Here is a 17,767-nt window from a genome sequence, read left to right on the forward strand (position 1 = left end):
AGGGCGCCGCGGGTTGCCATGGTCGTGGTGACACGCCGGTCAGGGAGGCTATGAATGCTGCGTATCCTCGTTTCGCTGGCGGCAATCTATGCCATCGTGGTGGCGCTGGCCTGGTTCTTCCAGGATCGCCTGCTCTACCTGCCGCACATGGGGCGGGAGCATGTGGCCACCCCGGCGGACCGGGGCATGAAGTGGGAATCGGTCGAACTCGAGACCGAAGATGGAGTGACGCTGGATGCCTGGTGGATACCGGCCGAGAACCCCGGGGGAAGCCTGCTGTTCTTTCACGGCAATGCCGGCAATATCTCCCACCGCCTGGATTCGATACGTCAGTTCAACCGGCTAGGCTTGTCTGTGCTGATCGTCGACTACCGGGGCTATGGCCGCAGCGAGGGCAGCCCTTCGGAAGTCGGCACGGCGAGGGATGCCCGGGCCAGCTGGCGCTGGCTGCTCGAGGAGGCCGAGGCGTCACCCGATGAGGTCGTGTTGTTTGGGCGCTCGCTGGGGGCTGCCGTGGCGGCGGAGCTTGCCGCCGGACTGGCACCCGACGTGAGTCCTGCAGCGGTGATCCTGGAGTCGCCTTTCCGCTCGGTACCTTCGCTGGGCCAAAGCCTCTACCCGTTCCTGCCGGTACGCTGGCTGGCTAATCTGTACTACGACACTGAAACTTATGTGACCCGGCTCACGGCTCCGCTGCTGGTGATTCACAGCCGTGAGGACGAAATCATTCCCTTTTCACAGGGGGAAGCGGTTTTTGAGGCGGCCAATCAGCCCAAGGAGATGCTAGTCATCCGGGGCGGTCATAATACTGGATTCCTCGACAGCGAACCGGAATATTCGGACGGTATCGAAGCTTTTCTGGAGGCGCTTGCCGACCTGCATCGGCCTTGAGGTTTGCTGAGTGTCGTCCCCAACCCCATTGACAAGGGAGGGGCCAGGCCAGCCGGCAGGGTTCTTGCCCTTCTCGTGCTGGCCTGGCGCTATTCCAACCTGGAGCCGGCCTGTTGTCGCTCAGTCCTGCTCGGCCATGACCTCGGCGTTATGGAACACGTTCTGCACGTCGTCCAGGTCGTTGAGCGTATCGAGCAGCTTGTCGAACATGGCGATATCGTCGCCTTCGACCGGTGTCGTGGTCTGTGGCACGAACTGGATCTCGTCGAGCTCGAAGTCAAGCTCCCCGAAGGCATCGAGCAGGGCCTGCTTGGCCTTGGCATAGTCGGTATGCGGTGCAAAGACGGTGATGAGGCCATCCTCGCTTTCGATATCGGTGACATCCACGTCGGCTTCCATCAGCGCCTCGAGGGTGGCTTCCTCGTCGTCGCCGCTGAAGGCGAGGATCGCACAGTGATCGAACATGTGGCTGACGGTGCCGGGGGTGCCGAGCTTGCTCTTGGCCTTGTTGAAGCAGGCCCGAACGTCACCGAACGTGCGGTTGGGGTTGTCGGTCAGGCAGTCGACGATGACCATGCAGTTGCCTGGGCCGAAACCCTCGTAGCGAGCCGGTGAAAAGTCCTCTCCGCCTACACCGCTGGCCTTGTCCAGCGCCTTGTCGATCACATGTGATGGCACCTGGTCTTTCTTGGCGCGTTCGATCAGGCCGCGCAGGCTCAGGTTGGCGGAGGGATCGACGCCCCCGGCCTTGGCGACCACGTAAATCTCGCGGCCGTACTTGCTGTAGACCTTGGTCTTGGCGGCGGCCGTCTTGGCCATGGATTCCTTGCGGTTCTGAAAGGCCCTACCCATATCGTTGTCCCATTGCGTCTGACATGAGGCGGAATTCTACGAAACCGTACCAGCAGGGAACAGCGTTATTTCACGGGTAACCGGGTGGCATGATCCGGGTCATGGCTACACTATCGTGGTGAGTCGCGCCCTATTTCTGCCTGGAGCCCATCTTCCATGGACCATCATCAGTATCGCCGCGCCCTGGCGGCACGTTTGCAGGCGGCCGAGCTGCCCTTTCCTGATGCGGAATTCGATAGCCGCCAGATGCAAGTTCGAGCCGCGATGGCAGAGGCCGGCCTTGATGCCCTGCTGGTCACCGATCCCGCCGATATCTATTACCTGACCGGCTACAACACCTTCGAGGTGTCGGTGCATACCTGCCTTGTATGTTCGGCGGATCGCCTGGTGTTGCAAATGCCCTCCATCGAGACCGGCCCGGCAGTAGTCACGGCCCGGGTCGATGAGTTGTTGGGCTATCGCTGGGAGGGTGTCGAGGAGGTGCTTGAGCCATTGGCCGAGACGCTGTCAGTTTTTTCGGCTATCGGCCTGGATTCCTTCAGTCCCACCCTGCGTCATGGCATTATCGGCCCACTGCAGCAGCGACTGGGAGCCGAACGCTTCCGTGCTGATGGCGGGGCCTTGCTTGACCGTATCCGTATCGTCAAGAGCGAAGCGGAGCTAGCCTGCCTGAGAGAAAGCGCACGAATTACTTCACGCGGGCTTGATGCGGCCATCAAAGCGATTGCCCCGGGCATGACCGACAACGACGTTGCGGCGGAAGGTGCCCGCGCCTTGTTGGCGGCGGGCAGTGAATTCATGAGCATGCAGCCCATCGTGACCACCGGCCAGCGTATCAGCGTGATACACCTGAACCACCAGCGCCAGCGGATCGAGCGAGATCAGCCGGTGTTTCTTGAATTCGGTGCTTCTTTTCGTCGCTATACCGCGCCCATGATGCGCACTGCCGTGGCGGGATCGGCCAGCGGTGAGATGCAGGCCATGCGCGATGTTTGCCGGTCATTGTTCGAGGCACTGAGCGGGGCCTTGCGTCCCGGCAACACTTTCGACGATGCCGCTCGCGCCGCCGAGGCGGTACTGGCGCCGCACGCTGACCGGGTATTTTTCTCCGGGGTCTTTGGCTATGCCGTCGGGGCTCAGTTCCCCCCCAGCTGGGTCGAGGGCAGCGGTTATATCGCCTGTGGCCAACAGCGGAAATTCGAGGCTGATATGGTCTTCCACTTGCCGCTCTGCTTGCGCGTGCCGGGTGAATGGGGGGTCGGCATCAGCGATACCGTTCAGGTCACGCCCAGCGGTGGGGTATCGATCACCGATAACGATTGGCAGCTCAAGGAGTGCCCAGGAAGCTGAGCGACAGACCTCGCTAATGTCTAATCGAGCGATATAGCTATACTGAACAATGGCTATACTGAACGATAGACAGGGGGGGTGTTTGTTGTTTCCGAATGCAGCCCCTGCGCCATTTGTTCTGCTTTTTGCTCTACTTCAGGAGGGCGTCATGACACTGACCGTTACCGCTGATTACAGGGACCTGATGAAGGCCACCAACGCCTATGATGAGCTGATATCCGAGGGCTTTCCACGTGAGAAGCTCTATTTCGACAGGGGCACGCATCAGGTCAAGGTCATCGTGCCCGATACCTCCAGGCCGGAAGCGGAAGAGATTCTGCGTCGCCATGAGCCTGTGGAGCTGTGGGCGCGTCCCTTCGAGGAAGGTTAGCGCCGCGCCTGTCTCGGGTTGACGGAAGCGGCCGTTAATCCGGGGCCGGTAGGGCCGAGTATCCTTAACATTTTCAAGCCGCACCCACTACTGGGTCACTTTACTTAGCCTTTAACAGCGTGGATAGCGAAGCGAGTATGGCTACCCGTAGGCCCTCGTATGTTACCAATACGGCAGTGTATTCGGCTGTCTGCAGTCATCAGGCATTCATAGGAAAGAGTCGCTTTGGTACCCACCACAGGAAAATCGCCATGCCGATAAGTTCGACCAGCGACTGGAACACGATGGCCACTACCGCCAGCTCGTAGGAAGCGGGAAGTGAAAGTGCCAGGGGAAGAACGACGAAGGAGTTACGTGTGCCCAGGCTGAAGGCAAGCACGCGCCCTTGGACAGCGGGGAGCGTGAAGGTGTGGGCCAGTAGGCGAGCCAGCAGTGCGGCGACGAGCAGAAAGCAGGTAAAGGCCAGCAACAGCCCGCCGAGCACGGACAGTGAAGCGATGACGACATTGACCTGGGTGGCGGCGATGGAAAAGACCACCAGAGCCAGCAGCGGCACCGGTAACCAGGCCAGGCGCGTGATGCGTTGCTCGCGGCGCCGTTTGCCCTGTGCCCATTTCTCGGTGATGAAGGCAAGCAGCAGTGGCAGCAGAATCAGCCCCGCAAAGGCCAGCAGCAGCTCGCGTTGCACCACGGCGATCAGCAGGCTCTGATCCAGAAACAGCCAAAGATAAAGGGGCAGTAGTGCGAGCTGAAGCAGCAGGCTGATCGGCGAGAAGGCAATGGCGTACGGCGTCTTGCCCCCGCCCAGGTGGGAAAAGGTGATGAACCAGTCCGTGCAGGGCACCAGCAGTACCAGCAGTATGCCCAGGCGAACCGCCGGCTGGTTGGCGAAAAGGCTTGCCAGCCCCCAGGCGACCAGCGGCAGCAGCAGGAAATTCCCGACTACAGCAGCCACCATGAAGCGCCTGTCACGCCATGCTCCGCGTAGCTGCGTGAGCGGTACCTGGGTGAAGGTGACGTAGAGCAGCGCGCCCAGCAGCGGCCACAGCATCGCTCCCAGCACGCCGACCCGACCCGGCAGGGTGGTGCCGAGTGCTAGGCCTGACGCGATAGCTGCCAGGTAGGCCAATACCTGATACTTCTCGAGCGTCTGGCGTGTCAAATTGCTTGTCCCCTTGAAATGATCGGCTTGCGTCGCGTAGTCACTCCTCGGCTGTTTTTCGAAGCTACCCCAGCGGTCGACCATCAATGGCTACAAGTTCCCAGGCTGATCAGTCCAACCCCGGCACTGTGCTGTGTGGCAATCACGCTGTCCTCGCCTAGAATTGCAGGGCGCGAGCGGCTTGCGGAGAAATCATACAATACATAAGCGGAATCATATCTGGCACTGGGGCCTGCCGACACCGACGAAGCCGTACTAAAGGCGAGAGGGTATTCTCTCGCCAGTCGCCGCTGACACTGGTGGGCAGCACGGTCTGGCCGCTGTCCTCAGCCATGACGGCATGTAAACGGGCATAGCGCGAATACGCCACGCCGCCACCGTGCTGGAAGCAGGCCAGCACGTCGTGTTCCACCTGGCCCCCATCAATGGCAGGTACTACGAGAATATGACGGGAGTGGCTTCGCCGAGGCCGGTCATCAGCGAGGCGCATTCGGGTGGAAAGCGTCGGAAGTCGACGGGTCATGGCGTCGGGCGGCACCTCCTGGAGCGATCTGGCGCTGTGCCTCATCGCGTGCCTGTCGAGTGTCGACGAGGCGATGTATCTCGCCAAGCACTACCTGATCGACTGGCATGCTGCCAGCCAGCGTACCTTCGCCATGCTTGTGCGTACCCGTCAGACCGAGGATGGCGCTTTCTACGGTCGGCTATCCTCGGGTGCCTGTTCGCGCTCGTACATGCCGTAGTCGCGCATCACCGCAGCCACGCGCAGGCGGTAGTCATCAAACACCACTTCGCGGCCCTGGGCCTGGGCGGCGCGGTGACGTTCGAGCTGGCGCCATTGGGCCACAGCTTCCTCGTCGCGCCAGAAGGAGAGCGAGAGAACCTTGCCCGCCTGGGTCAGGCTTTCGAAGCGTTCGATGGAGATGAAACCATCGATCTCATCGAGAAGCGGGCGCAGGCTGGCGGCGATGTCGAGATATTGCTCGTGGTGGCCTGACTTGGGGATGACTTCGAAGATGACGACGATCATGAGCATTCCGTGTTGTCGTTGTGTGCTTCAGTTAGCGGTCTCATCGTAGCCGTGTTTCGATATCCTCTAACATCGCGTTCAGGTTGACGAGACCATGCTGCCTACTGCCACGAGTCTGGGCAATTATAGCCGGAGATGAATGGTAGGTGTCGCCCGGTGAGTAAGTGTTTGCCGGGGCGTTTTTCTTGTCTGAAGGGTAGCAGGGCACCCGGGAGTTGTAGCGTAGCGGATGCTAGCGTCGGATTTGATGATGCTATGCCGCGAATGCTGCTAAGAACCGGGCTCACTTTGAAAGCAAGAAACGGAGTGTGCTAGGCGGGCCCAAGGCCCATCCTGAGTTGAGAATAGCGCCAAATCCATAGCACGGGAGCCCGCCATGTTCGAGACATCCACCGATTCACTTGCCACCTTCGATTCCGATGAGGTGAAATGGGCGGCGGTACTGGCCCGCGATGCCGCGGCGGACAGCGCTTTCGTCTATGCAGTGCGCACCACCAGGATCTACTGTCGGCCGACCTGTGCGTCGCGCCGACCGCGCCGGGAAAACGCCGAGTTCCATGCCGATGGGGCCGCCGCCGAGCGGGCCGGCTACCGGCCGTGTCAGCGCTGTCATCCCCAGGAGCCGTCGTTGGCTCAGCGACACGCCGAGAGCGTTGGCAAGGCCTGCCGTCTCATCGAAGCATCAGAAGACCTGCCGTCGCTCGACGAGCTGTCACAAGCCGTGGGGTTGAGCCGTTTCCATTTCCATCGTGTCTTCAAGTCGGCCACTGGATTGACGCCAAAGGCCTACGCAGTCGCTTGCCGGGAAAATCGTGCACGCCAGGCGCTGGTACAACGAGAATCCATCACCGAGGCGATCTATGAGGCGGGCTTCAATTCCAGCGGGCGCTTCTATGCTGGTTCCAATCGCATGCTCGGCATGACGCCGGAACGTTACCGTTCGGGCGGCAAAGGCATGCTGATTCACTTCGCCCTGGGAGAATGTTCGTTGGGCACGATACTGGTGGCGACCAGCCAAAGGGGCATTTGCGCCATATCCCTGGGGAGCGACCCGGAGCAGTTGTTGCAGGAGCTCCAGGAGCGTTTCGCCAACGCCAACCTGGTCCCGGGGGGGCAGGATTTCGATGCCTGGATGGCCCGGGTGGTGGGCTTTGTCGAGGTGCCTGGTATCGGACTGTCGCTGCCGCTGGACATTCGGGGTACCGCCTTTCAACGGCGGGTCTGGCATGCGCTGACCGAGATTCCCGTAGGCGCCACGATCAGCTATGCGGAGTTGGCGAAGCAGATCGATTCTCCCCAAGCGGTGCGAGCCGTGGCCAGGGCTTGTGCCTCCAACCCCATTGCGCTTGCCATTCCCTGCCACCGGGTCGTACGTAGTGACGGGGCGCTTTCCGGGTATCGCTGGGGGGTGGAGAGAAAGCGCGCTCTTCTCGAGCGCGAACACAATCACCTCGCCATGGGCGAGCCGTGATACTGTTCGTTCAGAAAAAGACCCCGACACCAAGGGTGCCGGAGGCGACTCTTTTCGGACAATGCTTAGCACTACCGCTTTCGGTTCTGGCAAGGCTCGTGCTTATCAATCCGCGCTTCCTTGCGAATGGGGCGCCGTTGCTTGGCCATGGCGTGCGTCAAGGCTAGCAACGCCACTGCGGCCACGCTCACCGTCAGTAGTTCGATGAAACCCATGTGCATGCCTCCTATGGAGTGATGGGTAATCCCCTGGACTTCGCTGTCCCAAGAGAGCTTTACCTCTGAATTGACGGCGGCAGCTTTCGCACTGGCCGACGGATACTTAGGCCTTCATGTCACGATTATGTTCTGCCCAGCCCGTGGTTGGCTCAATCGTCTCTGACCTGAGCCCGCAGCCAGGCGATTTCCTCGGCCCAGATCTCGGGTTCGATGGTTTCCAGCACCATGGGGATCTCGTCGATGCGCGGGTCGCGCATCAGGGTCGTAAAGGCGTCGAGCCCGATATTGCCCTGGCCCAGACTGTGGTGGCGGTCAACGCGGCTGGCGTACTCGCTCTTGGCATCGTTGAGGTGCATGCCGCGCAGGTACTTAAAGCCCACCACTTTGTCGAACTCGTCGAGGGTGGCGGTGCAGACTTCAGGGGTGCGCAGGTCGTAGCCGGCGGCGAAGGCGTGGCAGGTGTCGATGCACACGCCGATCCGCGACTTGTCGTCGACCTGCTCGATGATCTCGGCGAGGTGTTCGAAGTGCCAGCCCAGGTTGGTGCCCTGGCCGGCGGTATTCTCGATCACCGCAACGACGCCTTGGGTTTCGGCCAGTGAGTGATTGATTGAGTCGGCGATGCGGGTCAGGCATTCGCTTTCGCTGATCTTCTTCAAATGGCTGCCGGGGTGAAAATTGAGAAGGGTCAGGCCGAGCTGCTCGCAGCGTTGCATCTCGTCGAGGAAGGCGGCGCGCGACTTCGCAAGTCCTTCCCTGTCCGGGTGGCCAAGATTGATCAGGTAGCTGTCATGGGGAAGGATTTGCCCGGGGGCGAAGCCGTGCTTTTTGCAGGCACTGCGAAAGGCCTCGATGGTGGTGTCATCGAGGGGCTTGGCGCGCCACTGGCGTTGGTTCTTGGTGAACAGGGCGAAGGCGTCGGCGCCGATCTCGACGGCGCGTAACACGGCCTGGTCGGGACCGCCGGCAGCACTGACATGGGCGCCGAGGTATTTCATCTGACCTCTCCGTGGTTGGCAATACCAATACGATAACACGTAGGCTGCTTTTCTATCTTTCCACTTCGGCACCTCGCCACCCGTCGTGGCCCTGCTAGTCTCAAAGGGAAGAAGCCGAGGATATGCCACATGATGCCACTCGTACTGGTTGCGATAAGCGCCCCGATCGAGGCGGACCCGATCACATCGGTGCTGGGTCGCATCGATGCGCTGCAGGGGTATCGCATGACGCTGCGCAGCCAAAGCAGTGCGGGCGAGGAGGAGGTCATCCGCTACAGCTATCAATGCTCCGGCTACGTGCGCATGGACATGGAAACGCCCTATCGTGGGGCGGTACTGATCTATCGCCCCGATACCGGTAAGGTCCAGCTGTGGCCCTTCGGTTCGCCGGGTAGGCGGCCGGGGCTCTCCCTGCGTCCCACCAACCGCATGGTGCGTAGCTCGAGCGGGCATCGCGTGGATCAGTCTGACGTGGGTACGCTGCTGCGCAATGTGCAGCAGCTACAGCGGCACGGTAAGGCACGCTTGCTCGAGCCGATGACACTCGATGGCTACCCGGTGCAGCATGTGGTGGTGGAAGCCGAGCCCGGCAGGGCGGTACACGAGGTGGCGCGCTACGACCTGTGGCTCGACGAGGAGACGCTGTTCCCGCTCAGGGTGATCAGCTACGACCGACGCGGCGAGCGCCTTGAAAGCGTACATCTGGAAGATGTCACCCTCGACCCGGCCTTCCCCTCCGACCACTTCACTCCATAAGTATCATCTGTAAAATCATGGCGAGATTCGAGTTCGATACGACGTGGCACCTCGACTTCCCGGCCGACGCGGTCTTCGATGCACTGACCGATTCGCTGCACTGGCCCGACTGGTGGCCCGGGCTGGTGGAGGTACGTCAGCTCGAGGTGGGAGACGATCACGGCATCGGTCGTTTCCAGCGTTTCGTTTGGAAGAGTCGGTTGGGCTACTACCTGCGCTTCGATATCCGGGTTACCCGTGTATGCCAACCCAGCCTGATCGAGGGGGTGGCGAGTGGCGACGTGGCCGGTTTCGGCAGTTGGCAGCTTTGTGAGACGAACACGTCCACTCGGGTGCGCTACCTCTGGCAGGTGCGAACGGTGCGCCCCTGGATGGGTCTGCTGGCTCGGGTGGCGCGCCCGCTGGTGGCCTGGAATCACCACGCCATGATGCGCGAAGGTCAGGTGGGGCTGGTACGGCACCTGACTAGCTTTGCGCCGCGCCCGCGCTTTCCTGGTCGTTCACCGCCCAGGTAGGCGTCATTGATCTCGATGCGGCCGGAGAGCAAGCCGTTCAGGCTCAAGCTTGATTCAAGGCAAGGCTACCAAGGTCACACCGGCTCGCCTTGCCGCAAGGTGGGGCCGGCTTGGCCAGCCGACCGGGAACAGTGCCTGGGTCCTGTGATGTGCCGCATGGCAAAGTCCGCTTCCGGGTGCCATCCTGAGTGAACAAACCAATAGCCGAATGTCGGTAATCGAGGAGGCTTATGAGACTGCCACTGATCTGGCGCTACCTGGCACCATTATATCTGGGTGGCTTGCTGCTGCTTGGCGCGCATGCTGCCGGTGCCCGTGAACTCGCCGCCGAGCCTGATCATATGGTCGAGGTCGAGATCGCCACCGTGGGCATGGCCGGTTTTGGCGGCCCGCCGGTGGTGCTCTTGAGGGAGCCCGGGACTCAAGATGTCATTCCGATCTTCATTGGGCCCAACGAGGCGGGTGCCATTCTGCGCGGCCTGGGTGGCGAACGCACCCCGCGTCCCATGACTCATGAGCTGCTCGGTGATGTCCTCTTGGGTGTCGACGTAACGCTGGAGCGCATCTATGTCGATGCCATCGTCGACAACACTTTTCTCGGCATGCTGGAGTTGCGTGTCCAGGGCCGGGAGGAGCCGGTGCGGATCGACAGTCGACCCAGCGATGCCATCGCCCTGGCGCTGTATGCGGGAGCGAGCATCCATGTCGCGCCCCAGGTTCTGGAAGCGGCGCGGCAGATCGAGTATGAAGCGCTGGACGATCAGGTTGTGGTGGCGTTGGGTATCACGGTGACCCCGGCGGATGATGACCTGCGTGAGGCGCTCGGCCTGCCCGATCGGGAGGGCGTGCTTGTCAGCGATACCCGTGGGCCAGCTGCTGAGGCCGGCATGGAGCCCGGGGCCTTGATACTCGAAGTGAATGGCGAAGTACCGGCCACACCCATGCGGTTTCTCGAGCTGGTGCGTGACACTCCACGGGACGAAGGCGCCCAGTTGCGCTACTGGCAGGCAGGGGAGGAGTACGAGCTCGAACTCTCCACCGACGTACCGCCACCCCGCACGGTGCCGCGCGAGCCCCTTGAGGTGCCCGGCATCCAGGCATGATGCATGCGCGGTTGCTACAGCATTGACGCCTGTGGGGGCTGCTTCATGTCCCAGCTTTAACGCAGCCGGGTCAGGCCCTCCTGGGCGGTAGAAGCGACCAGCCGGCCGCTGCGATCGAAGATGCTGCCGTGGGCCAGGCCACGGGCGCCTCCCGCCCAATGGCTCTCCATGTCATAAAGCAACCAGTCATCGATCTTCACGTCGTGATGAAACCAGATGGCGTGGTCAAGGCTTGCTATCTGTAGCCTGGGATCACGAAAGCCGATGCCGTGAGGGACGAGTGCAGTGGTCAGCAGATTGAAATCCGAGCTGTAGGCCAGCAGGTTGCGATGCAGTGCGGGGTCATCGGACAGGTCGCCGGTGAGGCGAAACCACAGCCGCTTGCGTGCGGGCTGGCCCGATTCGGCCTCATCCCCGAGATGTAGAAATTCGATGGGGTGTCCTGGAAAGCGCTCGAGGCGAGCTTTGGGGTCATCGAGCAGGCCTTCGGGCAGGGTGACATCCGCCATGGCCATCTGGTGGGCCATGCTCTGTTCGCTGCCATGGAAGGAGGCACTACAGAAGAAGATCGGACGCCCCTTCTGGATGGCGGTGACGCGTCGTGTCGTAAAGCTGGCCCCATCGCGTACGGCGTCGACCTGATAGACTACCGGGCGATGGGGGTCGCCCGGACGCAGGAAGTAGCCGTGCAGCGAATGCACCTGTCGCACTTCCTTCACCGTTTGCGTGGCGGCAGAGAGCGCCTGGCCGAGTACCTGGCCACCGAACAGCTGGGGCAGGCCAAGGTCCTGGCTGTGGCCTCGAAACAGGTTTTCTTCGATTTCTTCCAGGCCGAGCAGGTCGACGAGCGCATTCAGGGCATCGGTCATGGGGATCCTCAGCGGGCATCATACGACTGTTTAATTGCATCAGCATACACGGAGTCCGGGCCGATGCGCAGTGACGAATTCTACATGCATCGGGCGCTGGATCAGGCCCGCGAGGGCCTGGCTGCCGGTGAGGTGCCGGTGGGTGCCGTGGTGGTGGATGCAAACGGTGAGATCGCTGGAGCCGGCTACAATGCACCGGTTTCGGGACACGATCCCAGCGCCCATGCCGAAATTCGCGCACTGCGTGACGCGGGTGCGCGGCTGGCCAACTATCGGCTCGACGGCTGCACGCTGTATGTCACCCTGGAGCCCTGCCTGATGTGTACCGGCGCGATCATCCATGCGCGCCTTGCGCGGGTGGTCTACGGTGCTGCGGAACCACGTACCGGCATGGTCGAGTCCAAGGCCAACCTCTTCGCCCAGCCCTGGCATAACCACCGGGTGGCGGTGGAAGGGGGGGTGCTCGCTAGCCGTGCGTCGCAACTGCTCAAGGCGTTCTTCGAGGCACGCCGTGAGGTGGCTAAGAGTGGCGAATCCGGCTGCGGAGGTAGCTAGCTCAGGTGCGACCATGGCCTGGCCGGGTCGGGGAGGTGCATGTCAAGACGTTCATAGGATTGGTGGCACGATCTCGAACAGATGGCCGTCGTCGGCTCCTTCACTATTCGACTCGTTGAGCTGAAGATACTGCTGCTGGCTGCGGTCGACGTAGGAGAGTATCTCGTAGTAGCGACGAATATTGCGCACATAGATGACCGGCTCGCCGCCACGGGCATAGCCGTGACGAGTCTGGCTGTGCCATTCACGTTTCTGCAGCAGCGGCAAGGCTTCGCGGACGTCTTCCCAGCGGTCGGGGTCACCATCGAGCTGTTCGGTTATCCGGCGGGCATCGTAGAGGTGACCCAGACCGACATTGTAGGCGGCCATGGCCATGAACAACCGGTCATCGCCCTGGATTGAGTCGGGCAAGCGATCCTTGACGTGTCGCAGATAGCGGGCGCCGCCATCAATGCTCTGGGCCGGATCCAGGCGGTCATCGACGCCCATTTCGCCGGCGGTTGGCAGGGTCAGCATCATCAGACCGCGCACCCCGGTGGGTGAGGTGGCCTCGGGATCCCAGTGCGATTCCTGGTAACCCAGCGCCGCCAGCAGCTTCCAGTCGAAGCCGGTGTTGCGGGCGGCCTCGCGAAACAACGCCGTATAGTCGGGCAGGCGCTCATGCAGATGCGCGATGAAGACCCGGGCGCCGACGTATTCGAGATAGTCATCGTGGCCGAAGTGGCGGTCGACCAGCTCGTTAAGGGTTCCTTCGTGTTGCAATTGCTGCAGGAAGCGGTTGGCCTCCTGCTGCAGGCGCAAGCCGCCCTGGGCGGGAAAGGCCCAGGCCATGGAGAGTGGCTGGCCGAGCAGGAAGCCGCGTTCGACGCCGGGAAAGAAGATCCGGTTGGTTCGGAACTGATGGTCGTACACTACCGCAGCATCGAGATTGCCGCTCTCCACCCGACTGAGCAGTTCGGGCACCTCGACCTCGGGCGACTCACGCCAGCCAAGCTCGGGATATTCGGCCTGTAGCCCGCGCAGGGCCTGATCGGTGCCCGAGCCGCGGATGGTGCCGATCTCTAGGCCGGCCAACCCCGCCGGGTCCTTGACCGGCGGCAAGCCGCGCCGGTAAACCAGTACCGGCTGCAGGTCAAAAATTGCCCGGCTGAAGATCAGGCCTTCCTGTCCCGGGTCCAGGGGAAGAGTGGCGGCGCCCAGATCCCCTTCCCGGCGCACGGCTTCGACCACGCTCATGATGTGGTGACTGGCGTCCAGGGTCAGGCTGACGCCGAGGTGGTCGGCGAAGCGCCACATCAGCTCGTACTCGAAGCCGGTCGGGCCATGGCGTCCTTCATAGTAGGTAGTCGGCGTGTTACGCGTGTGCACACTGAGAAAGTCACGCTCGCGGACTGCCTCGAGGAGGTCGTCTGGCGGGGTGAAATGCCGGTAGGGCAGCAGGTTCAGCACGACCCCCAACAGCAGCAGGGCGGCAAGGCGTAGACGACGCTGTGCGAGTCGACTCATGGGTTCAGGCATTTAGGCACGATCGGCGATGAGGGCTTCACGATAACGTTACAAGGGGCATGTGTCATCCGCCGGATTTCGTCTCGCCCCCGCTTTCCAGTATCATGTCGGCTTTCTAAGCCGTGTATGCGGCCCCTTCCTACGCTTGCTTCAGAGGCTCCAAAGACATGCTCGAACTTCGAGGCGCGCCTGCCCTTTCCGCTTTCCGTCACGACAAGCTGCTGGCTGCCCTGCGCGCGCGGGTTCCCGAGGTCGAGTCCCTGCACGCTGCCTACGTGCATTTCGTCGATCATGACGGTGAGCTGGCCGACGATGAGCGACATGTACTCGACCGCCTGCTTGACTATGGCATCCTGAGTGAGGGTACGGGTGACGCCGGCGCCGAGGGGCAGCTGTTTCTGGTGGTGCCACGTATCGGCACCCAGTCGCCCTGGTCTTCCAAGGCCACCGATATCGTGCACAGCTGTGGTCTGGCGAAGATCCGTCGCCTGGAGCGAGGCATCGCCTACCGTGTCACACTCAAGGCACCGATGTCCGAGTCCGCCTTTACGGCCATCGTGGAGACCCTGCACGATCGCATGACCGAGAACGTACTGGCCGACCCCTCCGATGCTGCCAAGCTATTTGCCCACCATGAACCGGTACCGCTGGGTCAGGTGAATATCCTCGAAGGCGGGCGTGGCGCCCTGGAGGCGGCCAATGGTGAGCTGGGCCTGGCCCTGGCCAGCGACGAGATCGACTACCTGCTGGCTGCATTCCAGGAACTGGCGCGCAATCCCACCGACGTCGAGTTGATGATGTTTGCCCAAGCGAACTCGGAACACTGCCGCCACAAGATCTTCAATGCCGACTGGATTGTCGACGGTGAGACGCAGCCGCACTCGCTCTTCAAGATGATCAAGAATACCTTCAGCGCCTCGCCGGAGGATATTCTCTCGGCCTACAGCGACAACGCCGCCGTGATACGCGGTAGCGAGGCGGGACGATTCTTCGCCGCACCGCTGACCGGCAAGGCCGCCGAGCGTGCTGTCTACGGCGCGCAGCACGAGCCGATCCATATCCTGATGAAGGTGGAGACGCACAACCACCCAACGGCCATCGCACCCTATCCCGGGGCTGCTACCGGAGCCGGCGGCGAGATCCGTGACGAGGGCGCCACCGGCATCGGCGGCAAGCCCAAGGCTGGGCTCACCGGCTTCACCGTTTCCAACCTGCGCATCCCCGAATTCGTACAGCCCTGGGAAACTTTTGATTATGGCAAGCCGGATCGCATGCAGTCAGCGCTTTCGATCATGCTCGAGGGACCCATTGGCGGTGCCTCCTTCAACAACGAGTTCGGGCGTCCTAACCTGACTGGTTACTTCCGCACCTTCGAGCAGGATGCCATGGGCGCCGGGGGCATCGAGCGTCGTGGCTACCACAAGCCGATCATGATCGCTGGCGGCTACGGCAACATTCGCGACGGCCATGTCCAGAAGGGCGAGATCCCCGTCGGTGGCAAGCTGATTGTCATGGGTGGTCCGGCCATGCTGATCGGTCTGGGCGGGGGTGCGGCTTCTTCCATGGCTTCCGGCACCTCGAGCGCAGACCTTGATTTTGCCTCGGTGCAGCGTGAGAACCCCGAGATCGAGCGGCGCGCCCAGGAAGTGATTGACCGCTGCTGGGCGCTCGGCGAGAACAACCCCATCCGCTTCTTCCATGATGTAGGCGCAGGCGGCCTTTCCAACGCCCTGCCGGAACTGGTCAAGGACGGTAACCGCGGCGGGTGCTTCGATCTGCGTGCCGTACCCAACGCCGAGCCGGGCATGAGCCCGCTGGAGATCTGGTGCAACGAGGCTCAAGAGCGCTATGTGCTGGCCGTGGCGCCGGAGGACCTCGAGACCTTTGATGCACTCTGTACACGGGAACGCTGCCCCTATGCTGTGGTCGGCGAGGCCATTGAAGCCCATCACCTGGAAGTGCGCGACGGGCATTTCGAAAGCCAGCCGGTCGATCTGCCCATGAGCGTGCTGTTCGGCAAGCCGCCAAAGATGCAGCGCGAGTTCGAGCGGGAAAGCAGGGAGCAGTCGGGGGTGATGCTCGACAACCTGGACCTGCGTGAAGCGATGGATCGCGTGTTGCGCTTGCCCTCCGTGGCTTCCAAGAGTTTCCTGATCACCATCGGTGACCGCACCATTACCGGCATGGTGGCCCGCGACCAGATGGTCGGCCCCTGGCAGGTGCCCGTGGCAGATGTCGCCGTGACCACCGCCAGCTACGATACCCATGCCGGTGAGGCCATGGCCATGGGCGAGCGGCCGCCGGTGGCGTTGATCGACCCTGCCGCCAGCGCACGTATGGCGGTAGCCGAGGCGATCACCAACCTGGCCGCGGCACCCATCGACAAGCTGGGTAACATCAAGCTTTCCGCCAACTGGATGAGCGCCGCCGACCATGTCGGCGAGAACCAGGCGCTGTTTGATGCCGTGCATGCCGTGGGTATGGAACTCTGCCCGGCGCTGGGCATTGCGATTCCGGTGGGCAAGGATTCGATGTCAATGCGTACCGCCTGGACGACTCAGGGTGACAGGAGAGAGCCGGAAGAGAGGAGCGTCACCTCGCCGCTGTCACTGGTGGTTACCGGCTTTGCCCCGGTTACCGATGCCATGGCCACCCTGACCCCGCAAATTAATCTGGAGCAGGACGAGTCAGACCTCATCCTGATCGACCTGGGGGCGGGCAAGAACCGGCTAGGCGGTTCGGCCCTGGCCCAGGTCTATGGCCAGGTGGGCGATGCATGCCCCGACCTGGATGACCCCGAAGACCTCAAAGCGTTCTTCGCGGTAATTCAGGGTCTCAACCGCGACGGCAAGCTGCTGGCCTACCACGACCGCAGTGACGGCGGGTTGCTGGTGACGTTGCTGGAGATGGCATTTGCCGCCCACGCTGGCCTCGAGATCAAGCTCGATTGGCTGATCGACGAGCCGGCCGACGCTGTGGACGCGCTGTTCGCCGAGGAGCTCGGCGCGGTGATTCAGGTCAATCGTCAGTACACTGAGGAGGTGCTGAGCCAGTTCGCTGGCGCGGGCATTGAGACATGCGGCGTCATTGCCCGGCCGCGCTATGACGATCAGGTGCGGGTGACGCTCTTTGAGGAACCGCTGCTGGAGACGACTCGGCTGCTGGCCCAGCGCACCTGGACAGAAACCAGCTACCGCATGCAGGCGCTGCGCGACAACCCGGAGTGCGCCAAGAGCGAGTTCGACGGCCTGCTCGACGGCCGCGACCCTGGTCTTTCCGCCAGCCCAGCCTTCGACGTGAACGAGGACATAGGCGCGCCCTTCGTCAACCTCGCGCGGCCGACGGTGGCTGTGCTTCGCGAACAGGGCGTGAACGGCCAGTTGGAGATGGCCTGGTCCTTCGACCGTGCCGGCTTCGAGGCCGTTGACGTGCATATGAGCGATATCCTCGCAGGGCGTATCGACCTCGAGTCGTTCAAGGGCCTGGTCGCCTGTGGCGGTTTCTCCTATGGAGACGTACTGGGCGCAGGCGGCGGTTGGGCCAAGTCAGTACTGTTCAACGAACGGGCGCGCGAGCAGTTTGCCGACTTCTTCGCCCGCGAAGACAGCTTCGGTCTGGGCGTCTGCAATGGCTGCCAGATGTTTTCCCAGTTGCGGGAACTGATTCCCGGAGCCGAGAACTGGCCGCGCTTCGTGCGCAACGAATCCGAGCAGTTCGAGGCGCGCGTGGCCATGGTGCAGGTGGAGAGTAGCCCCTCGATCCTGTTGGCTGGCATGGAGGGCTCGCGTCTGCCGATCGCCGTGGCCCACGGCGAGGGTCGTGCCGAGTTTCGCGACAGCGCCCACCTGCGCAGCATGCAGGTCAGCACCCAGGTGGCGCTGCGCTTCGTGGACAACTACGGCCAGGTGACCAGCCACTACCCGGCCAATCCCAACGGATCACCCTCCGGCATTACCGGGCTGACCACGCCAGACGGTAGGGTAACGATCATGATGCCGCATCCGGAGCGGGTGGTGCGTGCGGTCACCAACTCCTGGCGCCCCGCGGAGTGGAGCCAGGACGGCGCCTGGATGCGATTGTTCCGCAATGCCCGTGTATGGCTAGGCTGAATAGCGACATGG

General features: G+C 62.3%; 16 protein-coding genes and 1 pseudogene. 10 read left to right on the forward strand and 7 right to left on the reverse strand.

Going from position 1 to position 17,767, the window contains the following annotated elements; all coding sequences use genetic code 11:
• Positions 1 to 54: 54 nt before the first annotated feature.
• On the forward strand, positions 55 to 891 hold the full coding sequence (locus tag DU490_RS10355; RefSeq protein WP_114574219.1) for an alpha/beta hydrolase: 837 nt from the start codon (positions 55 to 57) through the stop codon (positions 889 to 891).
• A 120-nt stretch (positions 892 to 1,011) separates the two neighbouring features.
• Here the strand turns inward: DU490_RS10355 and DU490_RS10360 are convergent, their stop codons facing one another.
• The gene (locus DU490_RS10360) at positions 1,012 to 1,743 is read right to left on the reverse strand and encodes a YebC/PmpR family DNA-binding transcriptional regulator (RefSeq protein WP_114574220.1); all 732 of its coding nucleotides are present in this window, start codon (positions 1,741 to 1,743) and stop codon (positions 1,012 to 1,014) included.
• A gap of 156 nt (positions 1,744 to 1,899) precedes the next feature.
• Here DU490_RS10360 and DU490_RS10365 point away from each other — a divergent pair, with 156 nt between their 5' ends.
• Both DU490_RS10365 and DU490_RS10370 read left to right on the forward strand, forming a co-directional pair.
• Positions 1,900 to 3,093, forward strand: coding sequence for a Xaa-Pro peptidase family protein (locus DU490_RS10365; protein WP_114574221.1), 1,194 nt, complete (start codon positions 1,900 to 1,902; stop codon positions 3,091 to 3,093).
• Between the two features lie 148 nt (positions 3,094 to 3,241).
• Positions 3,242 to 3,463, forward strand: coding sequence for a hypothetical protein (locus DU490_RS10370; protein ID WP_114574222.1), 222 nt, complete (start codon positions 3,242 to 3,244; stop codon positions 3,461 to 3,463).
• Between the two features lie 199 nt (positions 3,464 to 3,662).
• Here DU490_RS10370 and DU490_RS10375 read toward each other — a convergent pair whose 3' ends face one another.
• Entirely contained in the window at positions 3,663 to 4,625 is a 963-nt protein-coding gene (locus tag DU490_RS10375; RefSeq protein WP_220270484.1) for an arsenic resistance protein, read from the reverse strand.
• Between the two features lie 494 nt (positions 4,626 to 5,119).
• On the opposite strand from DU490_RS10375, the gene DU490_RS10385 reads away from it, so the two are divergent.
• The gene (locus tag DU490_RS10385; RefSeq protein WP_181870013.1) at positions 5,120 to 5,368 is read left to right on the forward strand and encodes a hypothetical protein; all 249 of its coding nucleotides are present in this window, start codon (positions 5,120 to 5,122) and stop codon (positions 5,366 to 5,368) included.
• Here the strand turns inward: DU490_RS10385 and DU490_RS10390 are convergent.
• Positions 5,320 to 5,655 (reverse strand): antibiotic biosynthesis monooxygenase, encoded by a 336-nt coding sequence (locus tag DU490_RS10390; protein WP_114574267.1) that lies wholly within the window; start codon positions 5,653 to 5,655, stop codon positions 5,320 to 5,322. The genes DU490_RS10385 and DU490_RS10390 overlap by 49 nt on opposite strands.
• A gap of 376 nt (positions 5,656 to 6,031) precedes the next feature.
• Here DU490_RS10390 and ada point away from each other — a divergent pair, with 376 nt between their 5' ends.
• The gene (ada, locus tag DU490_RS10395; RefSeq protein WP_114574224.1) at positions 6,032 to 7,126 is read left to right on the forward strand and encodes a bifunctional DNA-binding transcriptional regulator/O6-methylguanine-DNA methyltransferase Ada; all 1,095 of its coding nucleotides are present in this window, start codon (positions 6,032 to 6,034) and stop codon (positions 7,124 to 7,126) included.
• Between the two features lie 71 nt (positions 7,127 to 7,197).
• Here the strand turns inward: ada and DU490_RS17190 are convergent, their stop codons facing one another.
• Complete coding sequence (locus DU490_RS17190; RefSeq protein WP_181870014.1) at positions 7,198 to 7,341, reverse strand: hypothetical protein; 144 nt, start codon at positions 7,339 to 7,341, stop codon at positions 7,198 to 7,200.
• A gap of 152 nt (positions 7,342 to 7,493) precedes the next feature.
• Positions 7,494 to 8,342, reverse strand: a complete 849-nt coding sequence (gene nfo, locus DU490_RS10400; RefSeq protein ID WP_114574225.1) for a deoxyribonuclease IV — start codon at positions 8,340 to 8,342, stop codon at positions 7,494 to 7,496.
• A gap of 129 nt (positions 8,343 to 8,471) precedes the next feature.
• On the opposite strand from nfo, the gene DU490_RS10405 reads away from it, so the two are divergent.
• The 3 genes and pseudogenes from DU490_RS10405 (at position 8,472) to DU490_RS10415 (ending at position 10,716) form a co-directional block, all read left to right on the forward strand.
• Positions 8,472 to 9,098: a hypothetical protein gene (locus tag DU490_RS10405; protein ID WP_220270485.1), complete on the forward strand. Its 627-nt coding sequence runs from the start codon at positions 8,472 to 8,474 to the stop codon at positions 9,096 to 9,098.
• Positions 9,099 to 9,115: 17 nt separating this feature from the next.
• Positions 9,116 to 9,538 (forward strand): annotated as a pseudogene (locus DU490_RS10410) (SRPBCC family protein); the annotation flags it as partial.
• A gap of 305 nt (positions 9,539 to 9,843) precedes the next feature.
• The gene (locus DU490_RS10415; protein ID WP_114574227.1) at positions 9,844 to 10,716 is read left to right on the forward strand and encodes a bifunctional nuclease domain-containing protein; all 873 of its coding nucleotides are present in this window, start codon (positions 9,844 to 9,846) and stop codon (positions 10,714 to 10,716) included.
• Between the two features lie 56 nt (positions 10,717 to 10,772).
• Here DU490_RS10415 and DU490_RS10420 read toward each other — a convergent pair whose 3' ends face one another.
• Positions 10,773 to 11,585 carry an acyl-CoA thioesterase II gene (locus DU490_RS10420; RefSeq protein WP_114574228.1) on the reverse strand — a complete coding sequence of 271 codons (813 nt, stop codon included), beginning with the start codon at positions 11,583 to 11,585 and terminating at the stop codon, positions 10,773 to 10,775.
• A 63-nt stretch (positions 11,586 to 11,648) separates the two neighbouring features.
• Between DU490_RS10420 and tadA the strand changes: the two genes are divergently transcribed.
• Positions 11,649 to 12,140, forward strand: a complete 492-nt coding sequence (tadA, locus tag DU490_RS10425) for a tRNA adenosine(34) deaminase TadA (RefSeq protein WP_114574229.1) — start codon at positions 11,649 to 11,651, stop codon at positions 12,138 to 12,140.
• A gap of 51 nt (positions 12,141 to 12,191) precedes the next feature.
• Here the strand turns inward: tadA and mltF are convergent, their stop codons facing one another.
• Positions 12,192 to 13,646 (reverse strand): membrane-bound lytic murein transglycosylase MltF, encoded by a 1,455-nt coding sequence (gene mltF, locus DU490_RS10430; protein ID WP_258801601.1) that lies wholly within the window; start codon positions 13,644 to 13,646, stop codon positions 12,192 to 12,194.
• Between the two features lie 167 nt (positions 13,647 to 13,813).
• Between mltF and purL the strand changes: the two genes are divergently transcribed.
• Entirely contained in the window at positions 13,814 to 17,755 is a 3,942-nt protein-coding gene (purL, locus tag DU490_RS10435; protein WP_114574231.1) for a phosphoribosylformylglycinamidine synthase, read from the forward strand.
• Positions 17,756 to 17,767 lie beyond the last annotated feature (12 nt).

It is taken from the genome of Halomonas sp. DQ26W, assembly GCF_003339685.1.
Taxonomy (GTDB): Bacteria; Pseudomonadota; Gammaproteobacteria; order Pseudomonadales; family Halomonadaceae; genus Halomonas.